22 protein-coding genes and 1 pseudogene are annotated in these 19,081 nt (G+C 35.1%); 14 read left to right on the forward strand and 9 right to left on the reverse strand.

The window, feature by feature from the left end; genetic code table 11:
* Nucleotides 1–22 precede the first annotated feature (22 nt).
* The 6 genes and pseudogenes from MHH42_RS04085 to MHH42_RS04110 form a co-directional block, all read left to right on the forward strand.
* Nucleotides 23–1,186: pseudogene (locus MHH42_RS04085) on the forward strand (BglG family transcription antiterminator); the annotation flags it as partial.
* Between the two features lie 109 nt (nucleotides 1,187–1,295).
* Nucleotides 1,296–1,616: a PTS lactose/cellobiose transporter subunit IIA gene (locus tag MHH42_RS04090; RefSeq protein WP_000131325.1), complete on the forward strand. Its 321-nt coding sequence runs from the start codon at nucleotides 1,296–1,298 to the stop codon at nucleotides 1,614–1,616.
* Nucleotide 1,617: 1 nt separating this feature from the next.
* On the forward strand, nucleotides 1,618–1,923 hold the full coding sequence (locus tag MHH42_RS04095; protein ID WP_000275634.1) for a PTS sugar transporter subunit IIB: 306 nt from the start codon (nucleotides 1,618–1,620) through the stop codon (nucleotides 1,921–1,923).
* 71 nt (nucleotides 1,924–1,994) lie between these two features.
* On the forward strand, nucleotides 1,995–3,305 hold the full coding sequence (locus tag MHH42_RS04100; protein WP_001013063.1) for a PTS sugar transporter subunit IIC: 1,311 nt from the start codon (nucleotides 1,995–1,997) through the stop codon (nucleotides 3,303–3,305).
* Nucleotides 3,281–3,559, forward strand: coding sequence for a hypothetical protein (locus MHH42_RS04105; RefSeq protein WP_000900039.1), 279 nt, complete (start codon nucleotides 3,281–3,283; stop codon nucleotides 3,557–3,559). Before MHH42_RS04100 ends, MHH42_RS04105 begins: the two co-directional genes overlap by 25 nt.
* Entirely contained in the window at nucleotides 3,549–4,634 is a 1,086-nt protein-coding gene (locus tag MHH42_RS04110; protein ID WP_070172753.1) for a DUF871 domain-containing protein, read from the forward strand. The genes MHH42_RS04105 and MHH42_RS04110 overlap by 11 nt, the downstream gene beginning before the upstream one ends.
* Nucleotides 4,635–4,913: 279 nt before the next feature.
* Here the strand turns inward: MHH42_RS04110 and entC are convergent, their stop codons facing one another.
* From entC to MHH42_RS04130, 4 genes are all read right to left on the reverse strand, one after another.
* Nucleotides 4,914–6,287, reverse strand: a complete 1,374-nt coding sequence (entC, locus tag MHH42_RS04115) for a cell wall-binding protein EntC (RefSeq protein ID WP_141490663.1) — start codon at nucleotides 6,285–6,287, stop codon at nucleotides 4,914–4,916.
* Between the two features lie 458 nt (nucleotides 6,288–6,745).
* Entirely contained in the window at nucleotides 6,746–7,897 is a 1,152-nt protein-coding gene (locus MHH42_RS04120; protein WP_445286056.1) for an ABC transporter permease, read from the reverse strand.
* Between the two features lie 26 nt (nucleotides 7,898–7,923).
* Nucleotides 7,924–8,598, reverse strand: a complete 675-nt coding sequence (locus tag MHH42_RS04125; protein ID WP_000609098.1) for an ABC transporter ATP-binding protein — start codon at nucleotides 8,596–8,598, stop codon at nucleotides 7,924–7,926.
* Nucleotides 8,595–9,704 carry an efflux RND transporter periplasmic adaptor subunit gene (locus MHH42_RS04130; RefSeq protein WP_070172755.1) on the reverse strand — a complete coding sequence of 370 codons (1,110 nt, stop codon included), beginning with the start codon at nucleotides 9,702–9,704 and terminating at the stop codon, nucleotides 8,595–8,597. Before MHH42_RS04130 ends, MHH42_RS04125 begins: the two co-directional genes overlap by 4 nt.
* Nucleotides 9,705–9,915: 211 nt before the next feature.
* Here MHH42_RS04130 and MHH42_RS04135 point away from each other — a divergent pair, with 211 nt between their 5' ends.
* The 3 genes from MHH42_RS04135 to MHH42_RS04145 all read left to right on the forward strand — a co-directional run bounded on the left by MHH42_RS04135 (nucleotide 9,916) and on the right by MHH42_RS04145 (nucleotide 12,616).
* Nucleotides 9,916–10,650 (forward strand): YwaF family protein, encoded by a 735-nt coding sequence (locus tag MHH42_RS04135; RefSeq protein ID WP_070189556.1) that lies wholly within the window; start codon nucleotides 9,916–9,918, stop codon nucleotides 10,648–10,650.
* An 87-nt stretch (nucleotides 10,651–10,737) separates the two neighbouring features.
* A complete protein-coding gene (locus MHH42_RS04140) occupies nucleotides 10,738–11,604 on the forward strand; it encodes an ABC transporter permease subunit (protein WP_070189557.1) in 867 nt (288 codons plus the stop codon).
* 1 nt (nucleotide 11,605) lies between these two features.
* Nucleotides 11,606–12,616: an ABC transporter permease subunit gene (locus MHH42_RS04145; protein ID WP_000269942.1), complete on the forward strand. Its 1,011-nt coding sequence runs from the start codon at nucleotides 11,606–11,608 to the stop codon at nucleotides 12,614–12,616.
* 42 nt (nucleotides 12,617–12,658) lie between these two features.
* Here MHH42_RS04145 and brnQ2 read toward each other — a convergent pair whose 3' ends face one another.
* The 4 genes from brnQ2 to MHH42_RS04165 form a co-directional block, all read right to left on the reverse strand.
* Nucleotides 12,659–13,975, reverse strand: coding sequence for a branched-chain amino acid transport system II carrier protein BrnQ2 (gene brnQ2, locus MHH42_RS04150; RefSeq protein ID WP_001260922.1), 1,317 nt, complete (start codon nucleotides 13,973–13,975; stop codon nucleotides 12,659–12,661).
* Between the two features lie 219 nt (nucleotides 13,976–14,194).
* The gene (gene cotJC, locus MHH42_RS04155) at nucleotides 14,195–14,764 is read right to left on the reverse strand and encodes a spore coat protein CotJC (protein WP_000265285.1); all 570 of its coding nucleotides are present in this window, start codon (nucleotides 14,762–14,764) and stop codon (nucleotides 14,195–14,197) included.
* A gap of 12 nt (nucleotides 14,765–14,776) precedes the next feature.
* Complete coding sequence (locus tag MHH42_RS04160) at nucleotides 14,777–15,040, reverse strand: spore coat protein CotJB (protein ID WP_000194492.1); 264 nt, start codon at nucleotides 15,038–15,040, stop codon at nucleotides 14,777–14,779.
* Between the two features lie 8 nt (nucleotides 15,041–15,048).
* Nucleotides 15,049–15,264 (reverse strand): spore coat associated protein CotJA, encoded by a 216-nt coding sequence (locus tag MHH42_RS04165; RefSeq protein ID WP_001046260.1) that lies wholly within the window; start codon nucleotides 15,262–15,264, stop codon nucleotides 15,049–15,051.
* A gap of 93 nt (nucleotides 15,265–15,357) precedes the next feature.
* On the opposite strand from MHH42_RS04165, the gene MHH42_RS04170 reads away from it, so the two are divergent.
* A complete protein-coding gene (locus tag MHH42_RS04170; protein ID WP_340892922.1) occupies nucleotides 15,358–15,741 on the forward strand; it encodes a VOC family protein in 384 nt (127 codons plus the stop codon).
* A complete protein-coding gene (locus tag MHH42_RS04175) occupies nucleotides 15,741–16,520 on the forward strand; it encodes a DUF2935 domain-containing protein (protein ID WP_340892923.1) in 780 nt (259 codons plus the stop codon). Before MHH42_RS04170 ends, MHH42_RS04175 begins: the two co-directional genes overlap by 1 nt.
* Before the next feature lie 17 nt (nucleotides 16,521–16,537).
* Here the strand turns inward: MHH42_RS04175 and ku are convergent, their stop codons facing one another.
* On the reverse strand, nucleotides 16,538–17,350 hold the full coding sequence (gene ku, locus MHH42_RS04180) for a non-homologous end joining protein Ku (RefSeq protein WP_340892924.1): 813 nt from the start codon (nucleotides 17,348–17,350) through the stop codon (nucleotides 16,538–16,540).
* A gap of 352 nt (nucleotides 17,351–17,702) precedes the next feature.
* Between ku and MHH42_RS04185 the strand changes: the two genes are divergently transcribed.
* The 3 genes from MHH42_RS04185 to MHH42_RS04195 all read left to right on the forward strand — a co-directional run bounded on the left by MHH42_RS04185 (nucleotide 17,703) and on the right by MHH42_RS04195 (nucleotide 19,080).
* The gene (locus MHH42_RS04185; protein ID WP_000733839.1) at nucleotides 17,703–17,984 is read left to right on the forward strand and encodes a YkvA family protein; all 282 of its coding nucleotides are present in this window, start codon (nucleotides 17,703–17,705) and stop codon (nucleotides 17,982–17,984) included.
* An 11-nt stretch (nucleotides 17,985–17,995) separates the two neighbouring features.
* Nucleotides 17,996–18,601 carry a DedA family protein gene (locus MHH42_RS04190; protein WP_070172759.1) on the forward strand — a complete coding sequence of 202 codons (606 nt, stop codon included), beginning with the start codon at nucleotides 17,996–17,998 and terminating at the stop codon, nucleotides 18,599–18,601.
* A 110-nt stretch (nucleotides 18,602–18,711) separates the two neighbouring features.
* Nucleotides 18,712–19,080 (forward strand): DUF3992 domain-containing protein, encoded by a 369-nt coding sequence (locus MHH42_RS04195; protein ID WP_070172760.1) that lies wholly within the window; start codon nucleotides 18,712–18,714, stop codon nucleotides 19,078–19,080.
* The last annotated feature ends 1 nt before the right edge of the window (nucleotide 19,081 follow it).

The following is a 19,081-nucleotide window of genomic DNA, read 5'->3' on the forward strand; positions in this document are numbered from 1 at the left end:
ATATAAAGGGGAAAAACTACTGATTTTAGGAGATTTAGAGAAAGAGTTAAAACTTTTATTTCCAGAAGAAGAAGTATTATATGTGACGGTGCATTTGTTAAGTACTGCTGTTACAGCGAGAGATCGCTATGAAAATGTAGAAGAGCTATTAGGAAAAGATATATATGCATTTATGCAACATATTCTTTTTAAAGTAGCGGAAGAACGGAATCTTATTTTTTATTATGATGAAGAATTATTATTTGGATTTGGTGTTCATTTAAAAACGTTATTAAATCGTTTGAAGTATAAGTTAAATACGAGAAATCCTCTTTTGGCAGAAGTGAAAAAGAATTATCCGTATGCTTTTGAAATTGCGGTTCTCGTTGGAGATATAATTGGTGAATATACGGGTGAAACGATTCCGGAAAGTGAAATTGGTTATATTGCTATTCATTTCGGCGGAGCGATGAGCCGTTTGCAGGAGCAGAATCAAAAGAAAAGATGTTTACTAGTTTGTGCGACTGGTCAAGGGAGTGCACAACTATTAAAATATAAAATTTTATCACAATTTCGAGATAAATTAGAGATTGTAGGTATTACAGGTTATTATCAATTGAAAGTAGAAGACCTTTATAAAGATAAAATAGATTGTATTATTAGTACGATTCATATACCGAGTGGTTTGCCTGTACCAGTTATAAAGGTGAATTCAATATTTGATGATAAAGAGATTAAATCGATTGGTCAGCAATTGTTTACGCATGTGAATAATAGTGTGCAGCAATATATAAAAGAAGATTTAATCTTTTTAAATCGTAGTGCTTCTACGAAAGAAGAAGTTATTCAATTTTTATGTGAGAAAGCCGCTGAGAAAAACTATGTGCCAGAAAATTTTTATGCTTCTGTTATGGAAAGAGAAAATACATCTCCGACAGCGGTTGGGAATTTAGTGGCGATTCCGCATCCGATGCAGTTATTAAGTGAGGAAACATTTTTGATGTTTTGTACACTTGATAAGGCTGTTGATTGGGGAGATAAAAAAGTACAATTGATTATTTTATTTAGTGTGAAGCGCAATAATAATGAAGATTTGCAACGGCTTTATGATTTTTTATATGATATTATGTCTAATCAGAATACGATAGAGAAATTAACTCAGGCTGAATTAATTGAAGGTTTTCAAGAGATTTTATTATCGTATTGAAAAAGTATATAAAAACTTCCGTTACATAACGGAAGTTTTTTATGTTTAATTGTATGCGTTTTCATAATAAGGTGAACATATAGAAAAACAAAGCTTGGGGGAAGTTAAAATGACTGATATGCAAACTCCATTTGCGTTAATTTTACATGGTGGCAACGCGAGAAGCGCGGCGCTTGAAGCAATCGCTTTTGCAAGACAAGGAGATTTTGAGAATGCGAGTGAAAAGATGGAACTTGCTAGTGAAGAAATTTCAGCAGCTCATCGTATTCAGACGGATTTAATTCAAGAGGAAGCAAGAGGAAATCATGCAGAAATAAGTTTACTGTTAGTACATGCACAAGATCATTTAATGAATGCAATTACAGTGAAAGAACTTGCTGAAGAATTTATCGCTCTTCATAAACGTGTGGAAGAGAAAGTGACAGTATAATATGTATATTTTATTATGTTGTGCTGCAGGTATGTCAACGAGTATGGTTGTAAGAAAAATGCAAGAAGAGGCGAAGAAACAAGGGAAGGATTATAAAATTAAGGCAGTTGATTCAGAACTTGTGAAGCTTGAAATTAAGGAAGCAGATGCCGTTTTAATTGGTCCGCAAGTGAAATATTTATTTCCGGCCGTAGCGTTTCTTGCAAAGTCATACGATATACCAGTTGCTATTATAAACCAACGAGATTATGGCATGTGTGACGGTTTGAAAGTACTTAAGCAGGCAGAAGAATTAGTTTTAGCGTAATTATATTTTTTTAAACATAAACATTATAATGTTATAACTTTTGGTTATATTGAACAAAGGGAGGGCTATTGATGAATGGGTTTATGAGTTTTATGGAACAGAAGATTATGCCAACAACGCAAAAGATTGCAGGACAGCGACATTTATTAGCAATTCGAAACGGGGTTATTTCTACATTACCATTAACGATCGTCGGATCATTTTTCGTTATCTTTTTAAACTTACCAATTGATGCATATATGGAGTGGATTGCACCGTTTCGTCATATTTTAGATATTCCATTCCGATTTACAGTAGGCTTAATGGCATTATACGCAGCTTTTGGGGTAGGGGCTTCGCTCGCTAATTTTTATCAGCTCAATCAATTAAGCGCAGGGTTACTCTCTGTACTCGCCTTTTTATTAGCATCAGTTGAACCAATTCAAATTACGAAAGCTGTACCAGGTGTTATTGATGCGGGTAGATACATTTCAGTAGGAACATTAAGTGCCACGTCTTTATTCGGCGCAATTGTTACTGCATTAATTGCAGTAGAAATTTATCATTTTATGATTAAGCATAATATTTCGATTAAATTACCAGAAAGTGTACCTCCAGCAGTTGCAAACTCGTTTGCAGCATTAATTCCAACTCTAGTAGTTATTCTTTTATTCTGGGGTATTCGTTACGGTTTAAAATTTGATGTAAATACAACGATCACATATTTAATCGCACCATTAAAGTCAGTATTAGTAGGAAACAATTTATTCGGCGGTTTATTAACAGTATTTTTAATCGTGTTCTTCTGGTCATTCGGTATTCATGGCCCAGCGATTTTAGGACCAATCATTCGTCCGATGTGGGATTCAGCAATTCTTGAAAATATGGAAGTGTTCACAGCTACAGGAAATGCACATCAGTTACCAAACTTATTTACAGAGCAATTTATTCAATGGTTCGTATGGATTGGTGGGTCGGGTTCAACGTTAGCTTTAGTCATTATGTTTATGTTCTCTAAATCTAAGTTTTTAAAAGAGTTAGGTAGATTATCATTCGTGCCAGGTTTATTCAATATTAACGAGCCAATTATTTTCGGGGCACCGATTGTAATGAACCCAATCTTAATTATTCCGTTCGTTATTACACCGTTAGTTACAACGACAGTATCATATTTCGCAGTTGTTTCAGGTATGATTCCACTTATGATGGCGAAGTTGCCATTTACGATGTTAGCGCCAATTGCAGCAGTGATTAGTACGGACTGGACAATTATGGCTGGCGTACTTGTAATTATTAACTTTGTAATCTCATTTATTATTTACTATCCATTCTTCAAAATGTATGAGAAACAACAAATAGCAGGAGAGGAGAAAACAGAATGCTCGGAGCAATTATCATCTTAATTACATTTGTGATCGGACAATGCATTGCTCATTATTCGAAATGGGTACAAAGTAAATCTTTATTAGTTTTACTACTCGTATCAGTTTTGTTTATCGGTTGTTCAATGGGTGCATATGTAATGTTAGGTCTACACTCACCGTACGTAATTATTGTACCGACAATTTTATGTGCAACATGTTTATCTGCAAAATATAGATTTACGAGCATGGCATTAATACAACGTGTGAAGGAGATGCAAAAGCATGGAGCGTAAATTAGGAATTTCACTTTATCCAGAGCATTCAACGAAAGAAAAAGATATGGCTTATATTTCCGCAGCGGCACGACACGGTTTTTCAAGAATATTTACTTGTTTGTTATCTGTGAATCGTCCAAAAGAAGAAATTGTAGCTGAATTTAAAGAGATTATTAATCACGCAAAAGATAACAATATGGAAGTTATTTTAGATGTAGCTCCGGCTGTGTTTGATCAGCTTGGTATTAGTTATAGCGATCTATCATTTTTCGCAGAATTAGGCGCAGACGGTATTCGTTTAGATGTAGGTTTTGACGGATTAACGGAAGCGAAAATGACGAATAATCCGTACGGTTTAAAAATTGAGTTAAATGTAAGTAACGATATTGCGTACTTAGAAAATATTCTTTCGCATCAAGCGAATAAATCAGCTTTAATCGGTTGCCATAATTTTTATCCACAAAAGTTTACTGGTCTTCCGTACGATTATTTCATTCGATGTAGTGAACGTTTTAAAAAGCACGGTATTCGCAGTGCAGCCTTTATTACATCAAATGCCGCAAACATCGGTCCATGGGATATTAACGACGGTTTATGTACGTTAGAAGAGCATCGTAATTTACCAATTGAAGTACAAGCGAAGCATTTATGGGCAACAGGGCTAATTGATGATGTCATTATCGGAAATGCTTATGCGAGTGAAGAAGAGTTAGAGAAATTAGGAAACTTAAATCGTTACATGCTGCAGCTGAAAGTACAATTTGTAGATGAAGCGACGGAAGTAGAGAGGAAAGCGACGCTGCAAGAATTACACGTAAGACGCGGCGACATAACAGAATATATGGTACGTTCTACAGAAGTGCGTAAAAAGTACAAAGACTATGACTTCCCGGTGCGCGAAAGTGTGCTACAGGAAAGAGGGCAAGTTGTAATTGGTAATAACTCATTCGGAAAGTACAAAGGTGAACTGCAAATCATCTTGAAAGAGATGCCGATAGATGAACGAAAAAATATCGTCGGTACAATTGCGGAAGAGGAGTTATTCTTACTAGATTATGTAGGAGCTTGGACGCAGTTTACTTGTGTGGAATAGGGAAGATAGGGGGCGTTCTAAATTTTGGAACGCCTTTTTAATAGTAAAGTGCTTTTAATGTAAAAATTTGTCGATAAATCGATATTTCTTGTCGAATCGTTGATATATTATAAGTTACGATAGATATATTCGAAAAATCGTTGATATATTGTAGGTTACGATAGATATATTTGAAAAATCGTTGATATAATTTCATTTACTGTGACATTTTTCAGTAGTTTAATAGAGTAAAAAAAAGAGTCAGCCTCAACAATGAGACTGACTCTTTTTTTATAGTAATTAGTTTAAAATTTTCACTGTAACTGTTTTACGTCCCCAGTTACTTGAAGTGCCTTTATCGGGCATTAAAACGTCGATTTTATTTCCTTTAATAGCTCCACCAGTATCACCAGCGATTGCTACTCCGTAACCTTCAACCCATACTTTTGAACCTAATGGAATGACACTTGGATCAACTGCAATTAGTTTCATGTTTGGATTTGCTGTTAAGTTGTGACCTAAAGCTGATTTTACTTGGTCGCCTGCTTTATAACCATTTTCAAGTGGATCTGCTGTGTAAGCTGTTGCTACAACTCTTAACTCACGAGAAGATGATGGTGTGCTTGTTTCAGTTTCTTTTGCAACAGGTTGTTGTGTAGCTGGTTTTTGAACTTTAGCCGCTTCACGAGCTTTAGCTGCCTCTTGAGCTTTAGCCGCTTCACGAGCTTCAGCTGCTGCCTGAGCTTTAGCTTCTTCACGAGCCTTAGCCGCTGCCTCTGCTTTAGCTTCTGCTTGAACTTCAGCTGCTGCCTGAGCTTTAGCTTCTTCACGAGCTTTAGCTGCTGCCTCTGCTTTAGCTTCTGCTTGAGCTTCAGCATCTGCCTGAGCTTTAGCTTCTGCTTGAGCCTTAGCTTCTTCACGAGCTTTAGCTGCTTCCTGAGCTTTAACTTCTGCTTGAGCTTCAGCTACTTCACGAGCTTTAGTTGCTTCCTCTGCTTTAGCTTTTGCTTGAGTTTCAGCTACTTCACCAGCTTTAACTGCTTCACGAACTTTAGCTGTGTCTTGAACTTTAATTGCTTTTTCAACTTTAACTGCTGGTTGAACCTTAACTGGTGCTTTACCTGTTAAGTATGGAACATGAACATAAGCTGTTTTTCCGTTATATTCAAATTGAATCCAGTCATTTTGCACTTCGTGTGTTGTTTCGATTACATCATCTTGTTTCAACTTACCAAGAATTTCTGAGTCTGTGTTTGCTCCAGCACGTACGTTTAATACGTTTGCTGTTACGTAGTAAGTATCTTTCGTATAGTCAGCGCTTATGAAAGCTTCTTTACCGCTATTCAATTTAACTTTTGACCATCCGTTTTCTGTATGTAAAACATTTACTTTATATCCATCTAATAATTTTCCTACAACTTTTGATTCAGTAGTTGGGTTTTCTCGTACGTTTAGTACGTCAGTCGTTACGATTGTTTCTGCTTTAGCAGATGTTGTGAAAATCCCAAGACCAAAAACCGCTGCTGTTGCTATACCCATAAATTTTTTCATAATAGCCTCCATTGCATTTGTTTTCGTTGACCTCATTATAGCAACCATTATTTTCTTATTTGCGAAAAACATAAAATTACAAAGCTTTCGTAACGGGGCATTAATATTCTGTAATAATTCCATAAATAACCTGATAGCGCTTCCTTATTGTTTTTTGGAGGATTAGAGCGTGTGAAACATAAAATGAGTGGTATTTCAATTTCTATAACGTTAATAATATTACATTAATATTTATAATTGTTTTCTGTAGTATTACAAAAATGGTGTGTTTTACTGTCGAAACGAAAATTTAGTTATAAAATAATAATATTTTTGGCTGTGGAAATATATAAATGAGGTGAAATTTAATGAAATATCGATAGAATTGTTACAAAATAAGTCGATGCATGGAAAAAATTACGCCTTGTATTTTGTCTATTACATATTATTTTTGCAATAATAGGATTCGATAATAGCCCGAGTATCTATAAAGAATGAAGAGTATTAGAAAGATAGTTGTAACGTGAAACATATATAATAGAAGAAACACAATTTGATAGGTAAATAAAAAACGTAGGAGTGTACACTCCTACGTTTTTTATTTACTCATATCGTAAACATTCAATTGGATCAAGTTTTGCAGCTTTGTTAGCTGGTAGTAGTCCGAATGCAATACCGATTAGCATTGAAATACCTACTGAAAGAAGTCCAAGTTCTTTTGAGATAACAAGTGGCCATCCGGCAAAGATTGAGACGATCCAAGCGAAGAAGATACCGAGCATGAATCCGATAAAACCACCTAGTCCTGTTAAAATACAAGATTCGATTAAGAATTGCGTTAATACTTTACCGCGTGTTGCACCAAGTGCTTTACGAATACCGATCTCACGTGTACGTTCTGTTACAGATACAAGCATGATGTTCATTACACCGATACCACCAACAAGTAATGAAATAGCAGCGATACCACCGAATACCATTTTCATCATACCGATTGATTCATCTAGTTGCTTTGTAAATTCACCCATATCTTGAGCTTCAAATTTATGCTCAAATTTAGGAGCTTTCATATCGTTTAAAACAGAAGCGGCTTGTTTTTCTACACTTTTACGTTCTGCTGGTGAAGTTAATATTAATCTTACAGAGTCATACTCAGTTACTCCTGAGATTACAGGAGCGTTTTCAAGTGATGTATAACCTTCTGACATAGCCATTCCGAAATCGTTTTTCGTTTCATACACACCGACTACTTTATATGGCTTTCCTTTTATATCAGTGTATAAATTTGATTCCCAGCCGTTAAATAATTTATTGAAAGCTTCTTCATTTAAAATAACAGCATGAATCGCTTGCTTTAATTCACTATCATTTAATTCACGACCGTGAACTAATTTTATTTTTGCATCTGTCATGAAGGCGCCTGTTCCACCTCTTAAATCAAGAGAGACATCTTTTGAACCAGAAGATGCTTTTACTTTCATACTTACATCTGGATACACATCTTTAACGCCTGGCACAGTTTGAAGACGTTTTAACATATCAGCTGTAATTTTGGCACTATCAGTTCCGTAATCAGGGTTGTTGTAGTAAATCGTTACTTCTGTATCTTTTCCTTGGCCTAACTCTTTTTTAAACTTTGCATTTGTACCATCACCCATTGAAATGATAGTAATAATGGCGCTAATACCAATAATAATACCTAGCATTGTTAATATAGAACGCATTTTATGAGCAAAGATAGAGGAAAGGGCCATGCGTATATTTTCACTCGTGTTCAAAATTAACCTCTCCAATCTTGGACGATATTTCCGTCACGAATTACAATTTGACGTGCTGCAGCTTCCCCGATTTCACGATCATGGGTAATCATAATGATTGTTGAGCCTTGTTTGTTTAATTCGTAAAAGAGGTCCATAATTTGTGTACTCGTTTTCGTATCAAGTGCACCCGTTGGTTCATCAGCTAAAATGAATTTTGGGTTATTTACAATTGCACGGGCAACGGCAACACGCTGCTTTTGACCACCGGATAATTCGTTCGGTAAGTGAGTAGCTCGATCCGCTAAACCAACTTTTGTTAAAGCGGCTAATGAGCGTTCACGTCTTTCTTTTTTATCGACTCCAGCGTAAATAAGAGGTAGTTCTACATTTTGAAGTGCTGTAAGTCTCGGTAATAACATGAAGTTTTGAAATACAAACCCGATCTCTTTATTACGAACGCGTGCAAGTTCGGTTTCAGACATGTTTGAAATATTTTGTCCCGCTAATTCATACGCACCTGTCGTTGGTTTATCTAAGCAACCGATAATGTTCATTAAAGTTGATTTACCAGAACCAGAAGGTCCCATTATAGAAGTGAATTCTCCTTGGTTTAGTGTTACGTCAATTCCGTGTAATATTTGAACGGACTCTGCACCATTTTGGAAGGATTTCGTGATGCCTTTTAAGTTAATCACTGGGCGACAACCTCCATACCATCTTTTAAGTCTTTTTCAGGTTTAGAGATAATTTGTTCTCCTTTTTTCACTCCAGAAACTTTTGCTTCGCTATCTGTCTCGAATTCAACAGTAATCGCTTGTTCTTTCGCTTTACCATCTTTTACAACGAAGACAACATTTTTGTCACCTTTTTTCACGATGCTGCTTTTCGGAACAATTGTACCAGTTGCTTCGCCAGATTTACTTGTTACGTAAACGTGGAAGCCGTTTTGTAATTCTTCACTATTATCTAATGTGACAGTGAATTGATAGTTAGAAACAGTTTTATTTTCGTCCATGCTCTTTAATGGTGTAGAACCAATTTCCGTTACTTTTCCTGTCCAAGTCTTACCAGCGACCGTTTTTGATGAAACAGTTACTTCTTGCCCAACTTTCATACTAGCAAGCTCATATTCAGAAAGTTGACCTTTTACTTTAAATTGACCAGCATGACGAAGAGTAATGCCACTCATACCTGTTTTTTCATCAGCAGTTTTCACGATATCATCAATTACACCATCAACAGGACTTGTTACAGAAAGAGTGTTTACTTTCTCTTTTGCTGCTTTAATCATTTCATCAGATTTTTCAACTTCAAACTTTTTCATTTCAAGTTGTGATTCTAATTGTTGCACTTCGACTTCCGATGCTTTTAATGCTTCCTGAGGAAGACCTGCATTTTTATCTTTTTGTAATTTTTGTTTCGCTGCATCAATTTGTTTTTGGAACAATGTTACTTCTTTTTGTGCGATTTTCTTTTGCATTTCTGCTTCCGTTACACCTTGTTTAGCAGTAGGGTCATTATATTTAAACAGAAGCTGCCCTTTTTTCACTTCATCGCCTTTTTTAACCGCTAATTCATACGTGCCTTTTGTTGGATCAAATGAAATAGTTTCAATTCCGTTTGGAATAACTTCACCGCCAAATTTTTGCGCGTTTTCGATTTGTTTTTCTGTTACTTTATAACTGCTATATGCCATTGCAACATCTGAACCACCACCACCACCAGCAAATGCAAAGTATGATCCAGCTGCAATTCCGATTGCTACTACACTAGTAATTAACACTTTATTTTTCTTCTTCATCTATTTATCACCTTTTCGTTCGTTTTAGTATCTACATTAAGTATAGAAGAGGTGAAGAATCTGACAAATCGTTTTAGCTTACAATAACCTTACAGTTTTGTAAGGTATGAATATGTAAATGTAAGGTAGAGGTTGTCCTAGCTTAAGCAAATGAATTGACTCGTTGTTTCTTTCCTACAATAATATTGTAGGAAGGAGAGGAGGAAGGAAGATGGAAGCTTATTTTAGTGCGCATCCATTAAAGCTATTTATTCCATACTCAAGGCAACATGCCATTATATTATTTATTATGTTGGTGGGGATCGTTTTTCTATATCAATACCAAGATGTATTACGTCAAATTGAGTGGAATATAACGGTTAGATATGCGATTGCATTTCTATTTATAGGAAGTGAAATTGGGCTTCATATGTGGGAATGGAAAGCCGGGATTTTTGACCTAGGCACTTCATTACCATTTGAGTTATGTACGATTAGTTTATTATTAGCGTCAATTATGATTGTAACGAAAAGTTATCGCATATATGAGATTGTGTTTTTCACAGGAATTATCGGTGCATCACAAGCCATTTTAACGCCAAACTTGCAGTATGCTTTTCCGCATTTTCGTTTCATTGAATATTTCATTGCGCATGTATTGCTCATTTGGGCACCGCTCTTTATGACCTGGGTAGAAGGGTATCGTCCGACAGTACAATCTATTAAACGCACAATGATATTTTTAAACATATTGATTCCAATTGTTTCGTTTGTGAATTACAAAACGGGTGGAAATTATATGTTTTTAGCTCATAAGCCAGAAACTGCCTCATTACTCGATATGTTAGGACCGCATCCTTACTATATTATTTCATTAGAACTCGCAGCGCTTATTGGATGTTTTATTGTGTATATGCCGTTTGCGAAAAGAGAAAAACATGTACATAAAGAATCACTAGGATCATAACCTAGTGATTTTTTATGTTTGAATATTTACAATTCAGAAAATTAAGAATAAAATTAAAGGGTAAATCATAGAGAGAGAAGGGGAAAAATGGTCAAAAAAGTATTTTTGAATGGGATGGAAATGACGATTCAATTTATTATTTCGATTTTGGGGATTATTTGTTTAGGAGCACTGCCGAAATTATTTTATGGATTTGAGCTGCATGTATCAGAGTACATAAAGAGTTTAAAAGAAGTATTTTTGAACTTAATGGATCTCTCCAATTTGCAATATGTGAGAGATAAATTTTTATTCCCACAGTTGTTTGTCCATTATAAAGAAACGATTGTTATTTTTTTGGCCGCTTTTTTCATTTCATTATTTGTAGCATTTTGTATCGTTTATATGATTATGAGTAGTTCACCGCGTATACAACATCGAATTAAATCATTTCTTATCTTCCTAGAATCCATTCCAGATATTCTTCTTATTTTAGTATCACAAATTTTGGTTATATGGTTTTTTAAACAAACAGGTTTTTTACCTTTTCAAATTGCGTCAATTGGAGGCGAGTCGATTAGAGGATTGCCAATATTATGTTTGAGTATACCGACAACGATTATGTTTGTAAAAATGTTAGTGCTTCGTTTTGAAAATGAGCTAGAAAAAGATTATGTACTATTTGCTAAAGCGAAAGGGCTGAATCGCTTTCATATTTTAAATCGTCATATTTTACGAAATGTGTTGCTTAGTACACTTTTCTTTGCGAAAACGAATGTTTTTTTTATGTTATCTAATTTATATATTATAGAATGGATTTTTAATACGAGTGGTATTTTTATGTTTTTGAAATCGTATGAGGGTATTAGGGTTGAGGTTTTCATCGTTAGTGTGCTGCTTATTTATATTCCGATTTTTATTATATTTAAATTGTTTCATTATCTCATTCCAGCTGCGATGAAGGAGAGATTATAATATGTGGACGTATATAAAACGCGATAAAAGATTTTGGATAAGCATTGGGTTTCTTCTCCTATTAGTTCTTTTGAGCATCGGAAATACGATATGGAATGATGGACAGATTAAAAAAGTTACACTGCAATATGATGCGGATGGAAATCCAGAAGTGCCACCGTTTTCACCTTCACTACAATTTTTACTCGGGACAGATTTGAAAGGATATGACCTTTTACATTTAGTCATTGAAGGCGCGAAGTGGACGATTGGTATATCTATTTTAATTGCGGCACTTAGAATGGTAATAGGTGTGTTTTTCGGTGTTATACTCGGAACATATATAAAAAGAGGCTTTTCAAAGATTGAGGCTTTTTTTGATAGTTTCACAGTTATTCCGACAGTTATGATTGCGTATTTCTTTCTTCAAGCTGTGAATAGATTTGGAAGTGGAGAGGAAACAACAACTTTTTTTGAAAGGGCTTCGTTCCAAGTTGTATTACTTGTACTGCTTGTGATGCCAGTTATTGCACTTTATGTGGCGAAGGAAGTTCGTAAATTACAAACGGAAGAATTTATTGATGCTGCGCGCATATTAGGTGGATCAAGAAGACATATTGTTATAAAGCACCTTTTTCCGCATCTCAATATGACGTTTATACTCGTATTTCTTCAGCAGTTTACTCAAACCTTGACTATTTTACTTCATTTAGGGTTACTTGAGGTGTTTTTTGGTGGGACAGTCCAGTTTGGTGGACCGATAGGGATAAAAGAAATAGACTCTTACACACATGAATGGTCAGGGTTAATAGGAGTCTATTTTAGGTCATTAACAGTGCATCCATGGATTCCTCTCGTCCCAATTACATTTTTCGGGCTTACTATTTTTTCAGGAAATATGATTGTAAAAAGTATAGAAGAGGCGATGTTAAAAGTAAGGTTAGGCGGAGAGATAAAGAAGCCAGTTGTAGAAGAAGAACAATCTGTTGTGCAGTCAAAAGAAGAGTTATTTACTTTTAAACATACGATGTGAAAATAAAGAAGAAGCAAGCATAATCAATGCTTGCTTCTTTTTTTATTTCGTAGAAACTTCACCTTCAGCTTCTGTTTGCGGAATAAAGTATCCGATTATACCACCGATAATTGCCGGAACAATCCAGCCGATCCCTAAGTTATAAAAAGGAATTGTGTGTACGATATTAGCGATAAAGTTTGGAATCATTTCCACATTATCAAGTGCATGAATACAGCTAATAAGGAATGCAGCAATCATTGCTCCGATATAGACAGAAGGTTTACGTTTCGTATATTTATCAATAAATGATACGAAAATTAAAATGATTGTAATTGGATATAAAATAATTAATACAGGTAATGTAATTTTAATTAATAAGCTTAAGCCTAAGTTTGAAATGATGAAGCTAAATATACAAACGTATAGTACCAATTTCTTGTATGAAACATTCGTTAACACTGTTGCGAAATAGTTTGCGAATGCACTTACAACACCGATTGCAGTCGTTAAACAAGCGAAAATAATTGCGATACTTAATAAAACATTACCGCTTGTCCCAAAGAATTGATACATAATCGTAGCTAATAGCTGACCACCGTTTTCAAATTGTCCTAAGTTTCCGTTTGAAGCCCCGATATAACCGAGTAAGAAATAAACAATTGTTAAGAAAAGGGCAGCAATGCTTCCGCAAATAATTGTATATTTTGCGATGGATTTTTTATCTTGTATACCGTTTTGGCGAATTGCATTTACAACAATTGTTGATAATACGAGCGCCCCAATTGCATCTAACGTTAAAAACCCTTCAAGAAATCCTTTGAAAAATGGGATGTCTTTATAGTCACCGATAGGTTCTGTGAATGATCCTGGTGAAAGAATCGCTTTTGTTGCCATAATTGCAATAATTACAAGTAAAATTGGCGTTAATATTTTACCGATATGATCTACTAATTTGGATGGATTTAATGATAGGAAGTAAACGACTGTAAAGAAAATAGCGCTAAAAGCCAACATAGAATACCATTGATCTGGGAAAAGTGGTGCAATCCCAATTTCGTAAGATACAGATCCAGTTCGTGGAATAACAAATAGTGGGCCGATTGAAAGATAAATAATGATAGCGAATACTGCTGCGAATTTTGGATGAACACGGCTTGCTAAAGTGTTAAAACTACCACCGGCAAGGGCAACAGCGACGATAGCTAGTAAAGATAAACCGACGTCTGTAATAATAAATCCTGTAATGGAAACCCACATGTTCTCTCCGGAAGAAAGACCGAGAAGGGGCGGGAAAATCATATTACCAGCACCGAAGAAAACTGCGAATAGTAGTAAACTAATCGAAAGTATTTGCGCTGGTTTTAAAGTTGTACGCATATAAAGAAAATCCTCCTAATGAGTATTTTTGTCGAAAATTCAAATAATTTGTCGAGTAACTGTTATTATTTTAAAGGTCTGATGACTAGAAAGCAAGAGGGAATTTTATAAAAAATAAAAAATAATGCATTAAATTGAATAAATATACTATTTATATGTTAATTAGGAAGGATTTAACTTTACATATAAAAAAACACACATATCGTTACGATATGTGTGTTAAAAGAAAATCTTTTTATCACGTTCTTCTTTTAAAATTTCAACTGCTTCTCGGAAGCGTTGTGAATGCACAATTTCTCGTTCACGTAAAAAGCGTAAGCTGTCATTTATATCTGGATCATCGGATAAGTTAATGAGCCATTGATATGTTGCGCGCGCTTTTTCTTCAGCTGCAATATCTTCGTATAAATCTGCGATAGGGTCTCCTTTTGCCTGAATATAAGTAGCAGTAAAAGGAACACCACCTGCATTATGATAAAATAAAGCGCTATCGTGATTAGCGTACTGTGCGTCTAATCCGGCAGCTTTCATTTGTTCCGGTGTTGCATCTTTTGTTAATTTATAAATCATTGTAGCGATCATTTCTAGGTGTGCGAATTCTTCGGTGCCGATATCGGTTAGCAAGCCAACGACTTTGTCAGGGATAGTATAACGCTGATTTAAGTAACGAAGGGCAGCAGCTAGTTCGCCGTCAGCACCACCGTACTGTTCAACTAATAATTTGGCAAGGGCTGGATTACAGGTGCTTACTTTAACCGGGTATTGTAATTTCTTCTCATAAATCCACATATTTTCTCTCCTTCATATTTGCCATGGCCAAGGACCTTTGCTCCATTCCCATGGAGCGTTAGAATAACTATTTCCAAACTGCTGAAGTGGTCCGTATTTTTCTTCCATCTTTTGTTTTAATACCCTTCGTTTATAGGAGAAGTCATTAAATTGATTAATCGCAGCAGTGTCATCTGGATGTGTATCTAAATAAAGAGTTAGTTCAACTAGTACAAAGTCTAGTTCTTGAAGCTCCAGTAAAAGTTGATAATATTCTTCTGGTAGCGATTGAGTCACGTCAGTAGTCACCGCCCTTTTTTATAAGGATTTTCATAATAGTCATAAAAAACAGGCCATAAAGTCCCTTTTTGTAATGCCTCTTTTGGTGTGAATTGCGGTAAATTTGGCGGTTGAAAACCTAAAAATAAATTAGGAGGAGTAGAATAATATTTTTTTCCGATAGGAGGACAAGGATCTTGAGGGCTATGGTATGGCACGAATGATCTCATATATTTATTCATGAATAAACCTCCTTAACTCTTCATCACTACGTATTGTATTCAGACATAATAGGCATTTATGACACATATAAAAAAGTAATAGGTACGGGGGGAATGAATGTGGAGACTGTGAAACAATTCATTGTATTGGAAGTGAAAAACTTAAAGGAAACTTTGTATTTTTATGAAGGGATTTTAGGAATCAAGCCTAGTTTAGAAAGACCCCAATTAGATGTAACAGGGGTTTGGTATGATGCTGATTCAATGAGAGTTAGTTTTGTAATGAATCGTAGTTTGGGTGGGCGTGAGAAGAGTGTTACGGATGCGGTTGATGTTCTAATGTTTTCAATTTCTAACATAGAGAACTTAAAGAAGAGGTTAGTGTTTTATAAAATTGCATATACAGAAAACAAAAGTGAGAAGAGTATTGTAGTACAAGACCCAGATGGATATAAAGTTCAAGTGATAGAAAGAAAGGGACATAGGGAGGCGATTTGATGGAGAGAAATTACGAAGAAAGTGCGTTGTTTGAGCATAAGTTTTGGCTAAAGGTACTTAGTGATCATGCGCAATTTTTACTTGATGCGTTAGCTCCAAAGGAGAAGGAAGATATAAAGAAAGCTACTTATTTTGTTGAGACGTTTACAGGCTTTTTAAATAAAATTCATACTGTCAATCTCATTGCATTCTCAAAAGAGGCAGAACGAGCCGCAAAGGAAATACGAATGTTTAAATTAAGTATTATACAGAAACAACTCGAGGGAAAAATCACTATTCATTTTACGCCAACTTTCATCAATCATATGGTAAACAAAGTAGAAGAATATATAACGGTGTTAGAATTTTTAAAGAAAGGAGAAATTCCGCCTGTTTTTCATGAATTACATTATCATCTCGTTTGGTTAACAGATGCAGCTGGTCATGCAGGGTCTATTTCTGGTGGATTAGATCTTGTTGAAAAAAGATTGAAAGAGAAAAGCGAAGAATTCGAGAAGCACTTTGAACAATTTTACTTAAAGGCAGTTGAGATGACGGGGTATTTACGGACAGAGCTTCATCATTTTCCTGCATTAAAGAAGTTTACAAAAGATGTTTCACTTGAGTTAAAATTATTTTCGCATTTTCTCCATGAGGTTGAAGAGATGGAGTTATCGAATGAAATATTAAGTGCGTTATCAGCGAGAATGGCAGATCATATGGCAAGAGAGGAATGTTATTATTTATTAAAGTTAGCACAATCATCTGGACTTGAGATGCCAAAATGTAATCCACTTTAAAGAACAAGAGGTCGATTTCAGTTGGCCTCTTGTTCTTTTTTATTATCTCTTTTTATTTTTGCTTGCTCAATACTTGCCTGTAATGTCTCCATAATATTGATGATGTTTGGAGCTGGGGAGATTGTTTCAGTTTTTTCCTGTTGTTCAATTTTGTTTTCGATTAATTCGGTAAGAGCTTCTTTATACTCGTCTGTAAATAGCTCTTGTTCGAAAGGATTTGTAAGATGATGAATTAAATTGATTGCCACGGTGAGTTCTTGTTTTTGAATAGGATGATCTTCGTTACTTGGTAAATTAGGTGTAGTTGTTATATTGCGAATTTCATTAGGGTAATGAATGGTTTGTAACATAAGCCCATCTTCAAAGCTACGGATAATAGCTAAGTGTTGTTTTTTTCTGATAGAAATATGAATAAGACCAAGTTTATTCGTACGTTCAAGAGCTTCTTTTAATAATAAATATGACTTTTCGTGTCCCGGCGTAGGGCCTATAAAATAAGAACGGTCATAGAGAACAGAATCAATTTCGCTATTTTGGACAAAAGATATAATACGAATGGACCGTGGCTCATGAACTTTTTGCAGCTCAGCTAATTCTTTTTCATCAATAATGATGTATTTATGAGGTGCATATTCATAGGCTTTTACAATATCTTTATCATCGATTTCTTCATCCGTACAATCAGGAGCAAACTTTTTATATTTAATAGGTGTTAGGCATTCTTTATGGAGACTTAAAAACTTTATATCGTTTTCTTCTACGGCACTATATAGTTTGATTCCTATATTTAATAGCCCAAGTGAAAGTGCACCTTTCCATACGGTATGCATATGAAATTTCTCCTTTCATTTAAAAAAATAAGTATGTTTATTATGAGATAGTAAGAAATTTCATATACGTTTTTTATTTTTAGTCAAGGGTAAGCTAGATAGTTCGAGTCATAAAATGTATTGACAAGCCCTCTAAAATATTTTAATGTGATTGTATAAAATTGTGTATATAAAGGGGAGTAACTTATTACAGTAAAGTCGTCATTACAGGGAGAAACCCTCGGCTTTATTGGCAACGTTTCGTTGTTAGTGAGACCTTTACCAGCAATGGTACAGGCCCCTTATTGTCTTTTTTAGGACCCTTACCATATTTGGTAGGGGCCTTTTTGTATACAAAGAGAGGAGATAAAAAATGAAAAAACTTATTAGTAGATTAAGAGTTGTATTTCATGTCCGCAAGTTTGTTCCATTCCTATTTGACTTTTTCACTTCAAAAGAGGTTTCAATAAAGAAGAAAATTTTATCTGTTGCTTTTTTAGTTGGTTATGTGGCGATGCCGCTTGATTTAATTCCAGACTTCCTGCCGTTTATCGGTATTTTAGATGATATTGGAATTGTGTTATTCATTTTGAATCGAATTGTAAAAATGGCACCAGTGCAATTACAAGAAAAGCATAATGTAAATATTGGATAGGAGTTAAAAGAATGGAGCAAATTATTTTAGATATAATCGAGTTTTTAAAGCAGTTTTCTTATTTTGGAGTTGTGTTAGCATTAACGTTTGAATTTATTCCAGCAGAAGTAGTTTTACCCATGGTTGGATATTGGGTGTACGAGGGAGATATGAATTTTTGGCTAGCTGTATTAGCTGGAACGCTTGGTGGAACGACAGGACCATTAACGTTATATGCACTCGGTTATTACGGTGGTCGTCCTCTATTAATGAAATACGGAAAATACTTCTTCATTAAGGAAGAACAAATTCAAAAGGCAGATGATTTCTTTGAGAAATACGGACCGGTTGTAGCATTTGTTGGACGCTTCGTTCCAGGAGTTCGAACACTTATTTCCGTTCCATGTGGTATGGCGAAAATGAACATATGGAAATTTAGCATATATACATTTGTAGCGATGTTCCCGTTAACGGCTTTGTATATATATGTAGGAATGAAATTAGGTCCGCATTGGGAAAAAGCAGCGGATATTGTTGGACAATATATGCTACCGATATTAGGAGGCGTTCTTCTTATCGTGGCTAGTATCTTTATCTATAAATTTATGAAAAAACGAAACAAAACGGAATCTATCTAGTTATTAGCATTGAGTTTTGATTAATTTTTGAAAATAGATGAATAGTACAGGCAAAAGACTCTAAAGGACATACACATATAGGGAATATAAAAGAGAGAGGGGAAACAACTATGTCTTGTGAGTGCTCAGGGTCAGCGTTAACTTGCTGTCCAGATAAAAATTATGTGCAAGATAAAGTGTGTAGTCCGTGGTCTGCTACTGTAGTTGTAACAGCAATTGATAATGTTCTCTATACAAATAATATTAATCAAAATGTAATTGGTACTGGCTTTGTGAAATATGATGTTGGACCGGGCCCAATCACTGTAGAAGCACTTGATTCTGCTGGGGCTACAATTGATACACAAACATTAAACCCAGGAACGAGTATTGCTTTTACGTATCGCCGCTTTGATAGTATACAAGTTGTGTTACCGGCAACACCTGCTGGAACGTATCAGGGAGAGTTTTGTATTACAACACGTTATCCACTTTCATAGC

This window comes from Bacillus sp. FSL L8-0099 (genome assembly GCF_038006385.1).
Lineage (GTDB): Bacteria > Bacillota > Bacilli > Bacillales > Bacillaceae_G > Bacillus_A > Bacillus_A toyonensis.

What these genes read in the sequence shown, in the direction of transcription:
- MHH42_RS04090 (WP_000131325.1), top strand. Translation starts at nt 1,296, where the DNA reads ATGACTGATATGCAAACTCCATTTGCGTTAATTTTACATGGTGGCAAC.
- MHH42_RS04195 (WP_070172760.1), top strand. Translation starts at nt 18,712, where the DNA reads ATGTCTTGTGAGTGCTCAGGGTCAGCGTTAACTTGCTGTCCAGATAAA.
- MHH42_RS04175 (WP_340892923.1), top strand. Translation starts at nt 15,741, where the DNA reads ATGGAGAGAAATTACGAAGAAAGTGCGTTGTTTGAGCATAAGTTTTGG.
- MHH42_RS04140 (WP_070189557.1), top strand. Translation starts at nt 10,738, where the DNA reads ATGGTCAAAAAAGTATTTTTGAATGGGATGGAAATGACGATTCAATTT.
- MHH42_RS04190 (WP_070172759.1), top strand. Translation starts at nt 17,996, where the DNA reads ATGGAGCAAATTATTTTAGATATAATCGAGTTTTTAAAGCAGTTTTCT.
- MHH42_RS04095 (WP_000275634.1), top strand. Translation starts at nt 1,618, where the DNA reads ATGTATATTTTATTATGTTGTGCTGCAGGTATGTCAACGAGTATGGTT.
- MHH42_RS04145 (WP_000269942.1), top strand. Translation starts at nt 11,606, where the DNA reads ATGTGGACGTATATAAAACGCGATAAAAGATTTTGGATAAGCATTGGG.
- MHH42_RS04100 (WP_001013063.1), top strand. Translation starts at nt 1,995, where the DNA reads ATGAATGGGTTTATGAGTTTTATGGAACAGAAGATTATGCCAACAACG.
- entC (WP_141490663.1), bottom strand. Translation starts at nt 6,287, where the DNA reads ATGGAATTATTACAGAATATTAATGCCCCGTTACGAAAGCTTTGTAAT.
- brnQ2 (WP_001260922.1), bottom strand. Translation starts at nt 13,975, where the DNA reads ATGCGTACAACTTTAAAACCAGCGCAAATACTTTCGATTAGTTTACTA.
- MHH42_RS04170 (WP_340892922.1), top strand. Translation starts at nt 15,358, where the DNA reads ATGAATGTGGAGACTGTGAAACAATTCATTGTATTGGAAGTGAAAAAC.
- MHH42_RS04105 (WP_000900039.1), top strand. Translation starts at nt 3,281, where the DNA reads ATGCTCGGAGCAATTATCATCTTAATTACATTTGTGATCGGACAATGC.
- MHH42_RS04135 (WP_070189556.1), top strand. Translation starts at nt 9,916, where the DNA reads ATGGAAGCTTATTTTAGTGCGCATCCATTAAAGCTATTTATTCCATAC.
- cotJC (WP_000265285.1), bottom strand. Translation starts at nt 14,764, where the DNA reads ATGTGGATTTATGAGAAGAAATTACAATACCCGGTTAAAGTAAGCACC.
- MHH42_RS04110 (WP_070172753.1), top strand. Translation starts at nt 3,549, where the DNA reads ATGGAGCGTAAATTAGGAATTTCACTTTATCCAGAGCATTCAACGAAA.
- MHH42_RS04130 (WP_070172755.1), bottom strand. Translation starts at nt 9,704, where the DNA reads ATGAAGAAGAAAAATAAAGTGTTAATTACTAGTGTAGTAGCAATCGGA.
- MHH42_RS04185 (WP_000733839.1), top strand. Translation starts at nt 17,703, where the DNA reads ATGAAAAAACTTATTAGTAGATTAAGAGTTGTATTTCATGTCCGCAAG.
- MHH42_RS04120 (WP_445286056.1), bottom strand. Translation starts at nt 7,897, where the DNA reads ATGGCCCTTTCCTCTATCTTTGCTCATAAAATGCGTTCTATATTAACA.
- ku (WP_340892924.1), bottom strand. Translation starts at nt 17,350, where the DNA reads ATGCATACCGTATGGAAAGGTGCACTTTCACTTGGGCTATTAAATATA.
- MHH42_RS04165 (WP_001046260.1), bottom strand. Translation starts at nt 15,264, where the DNA reads ATGAATAAATATATGAGATCATTCGTGCCATACCATAGCCCTCAAGAT.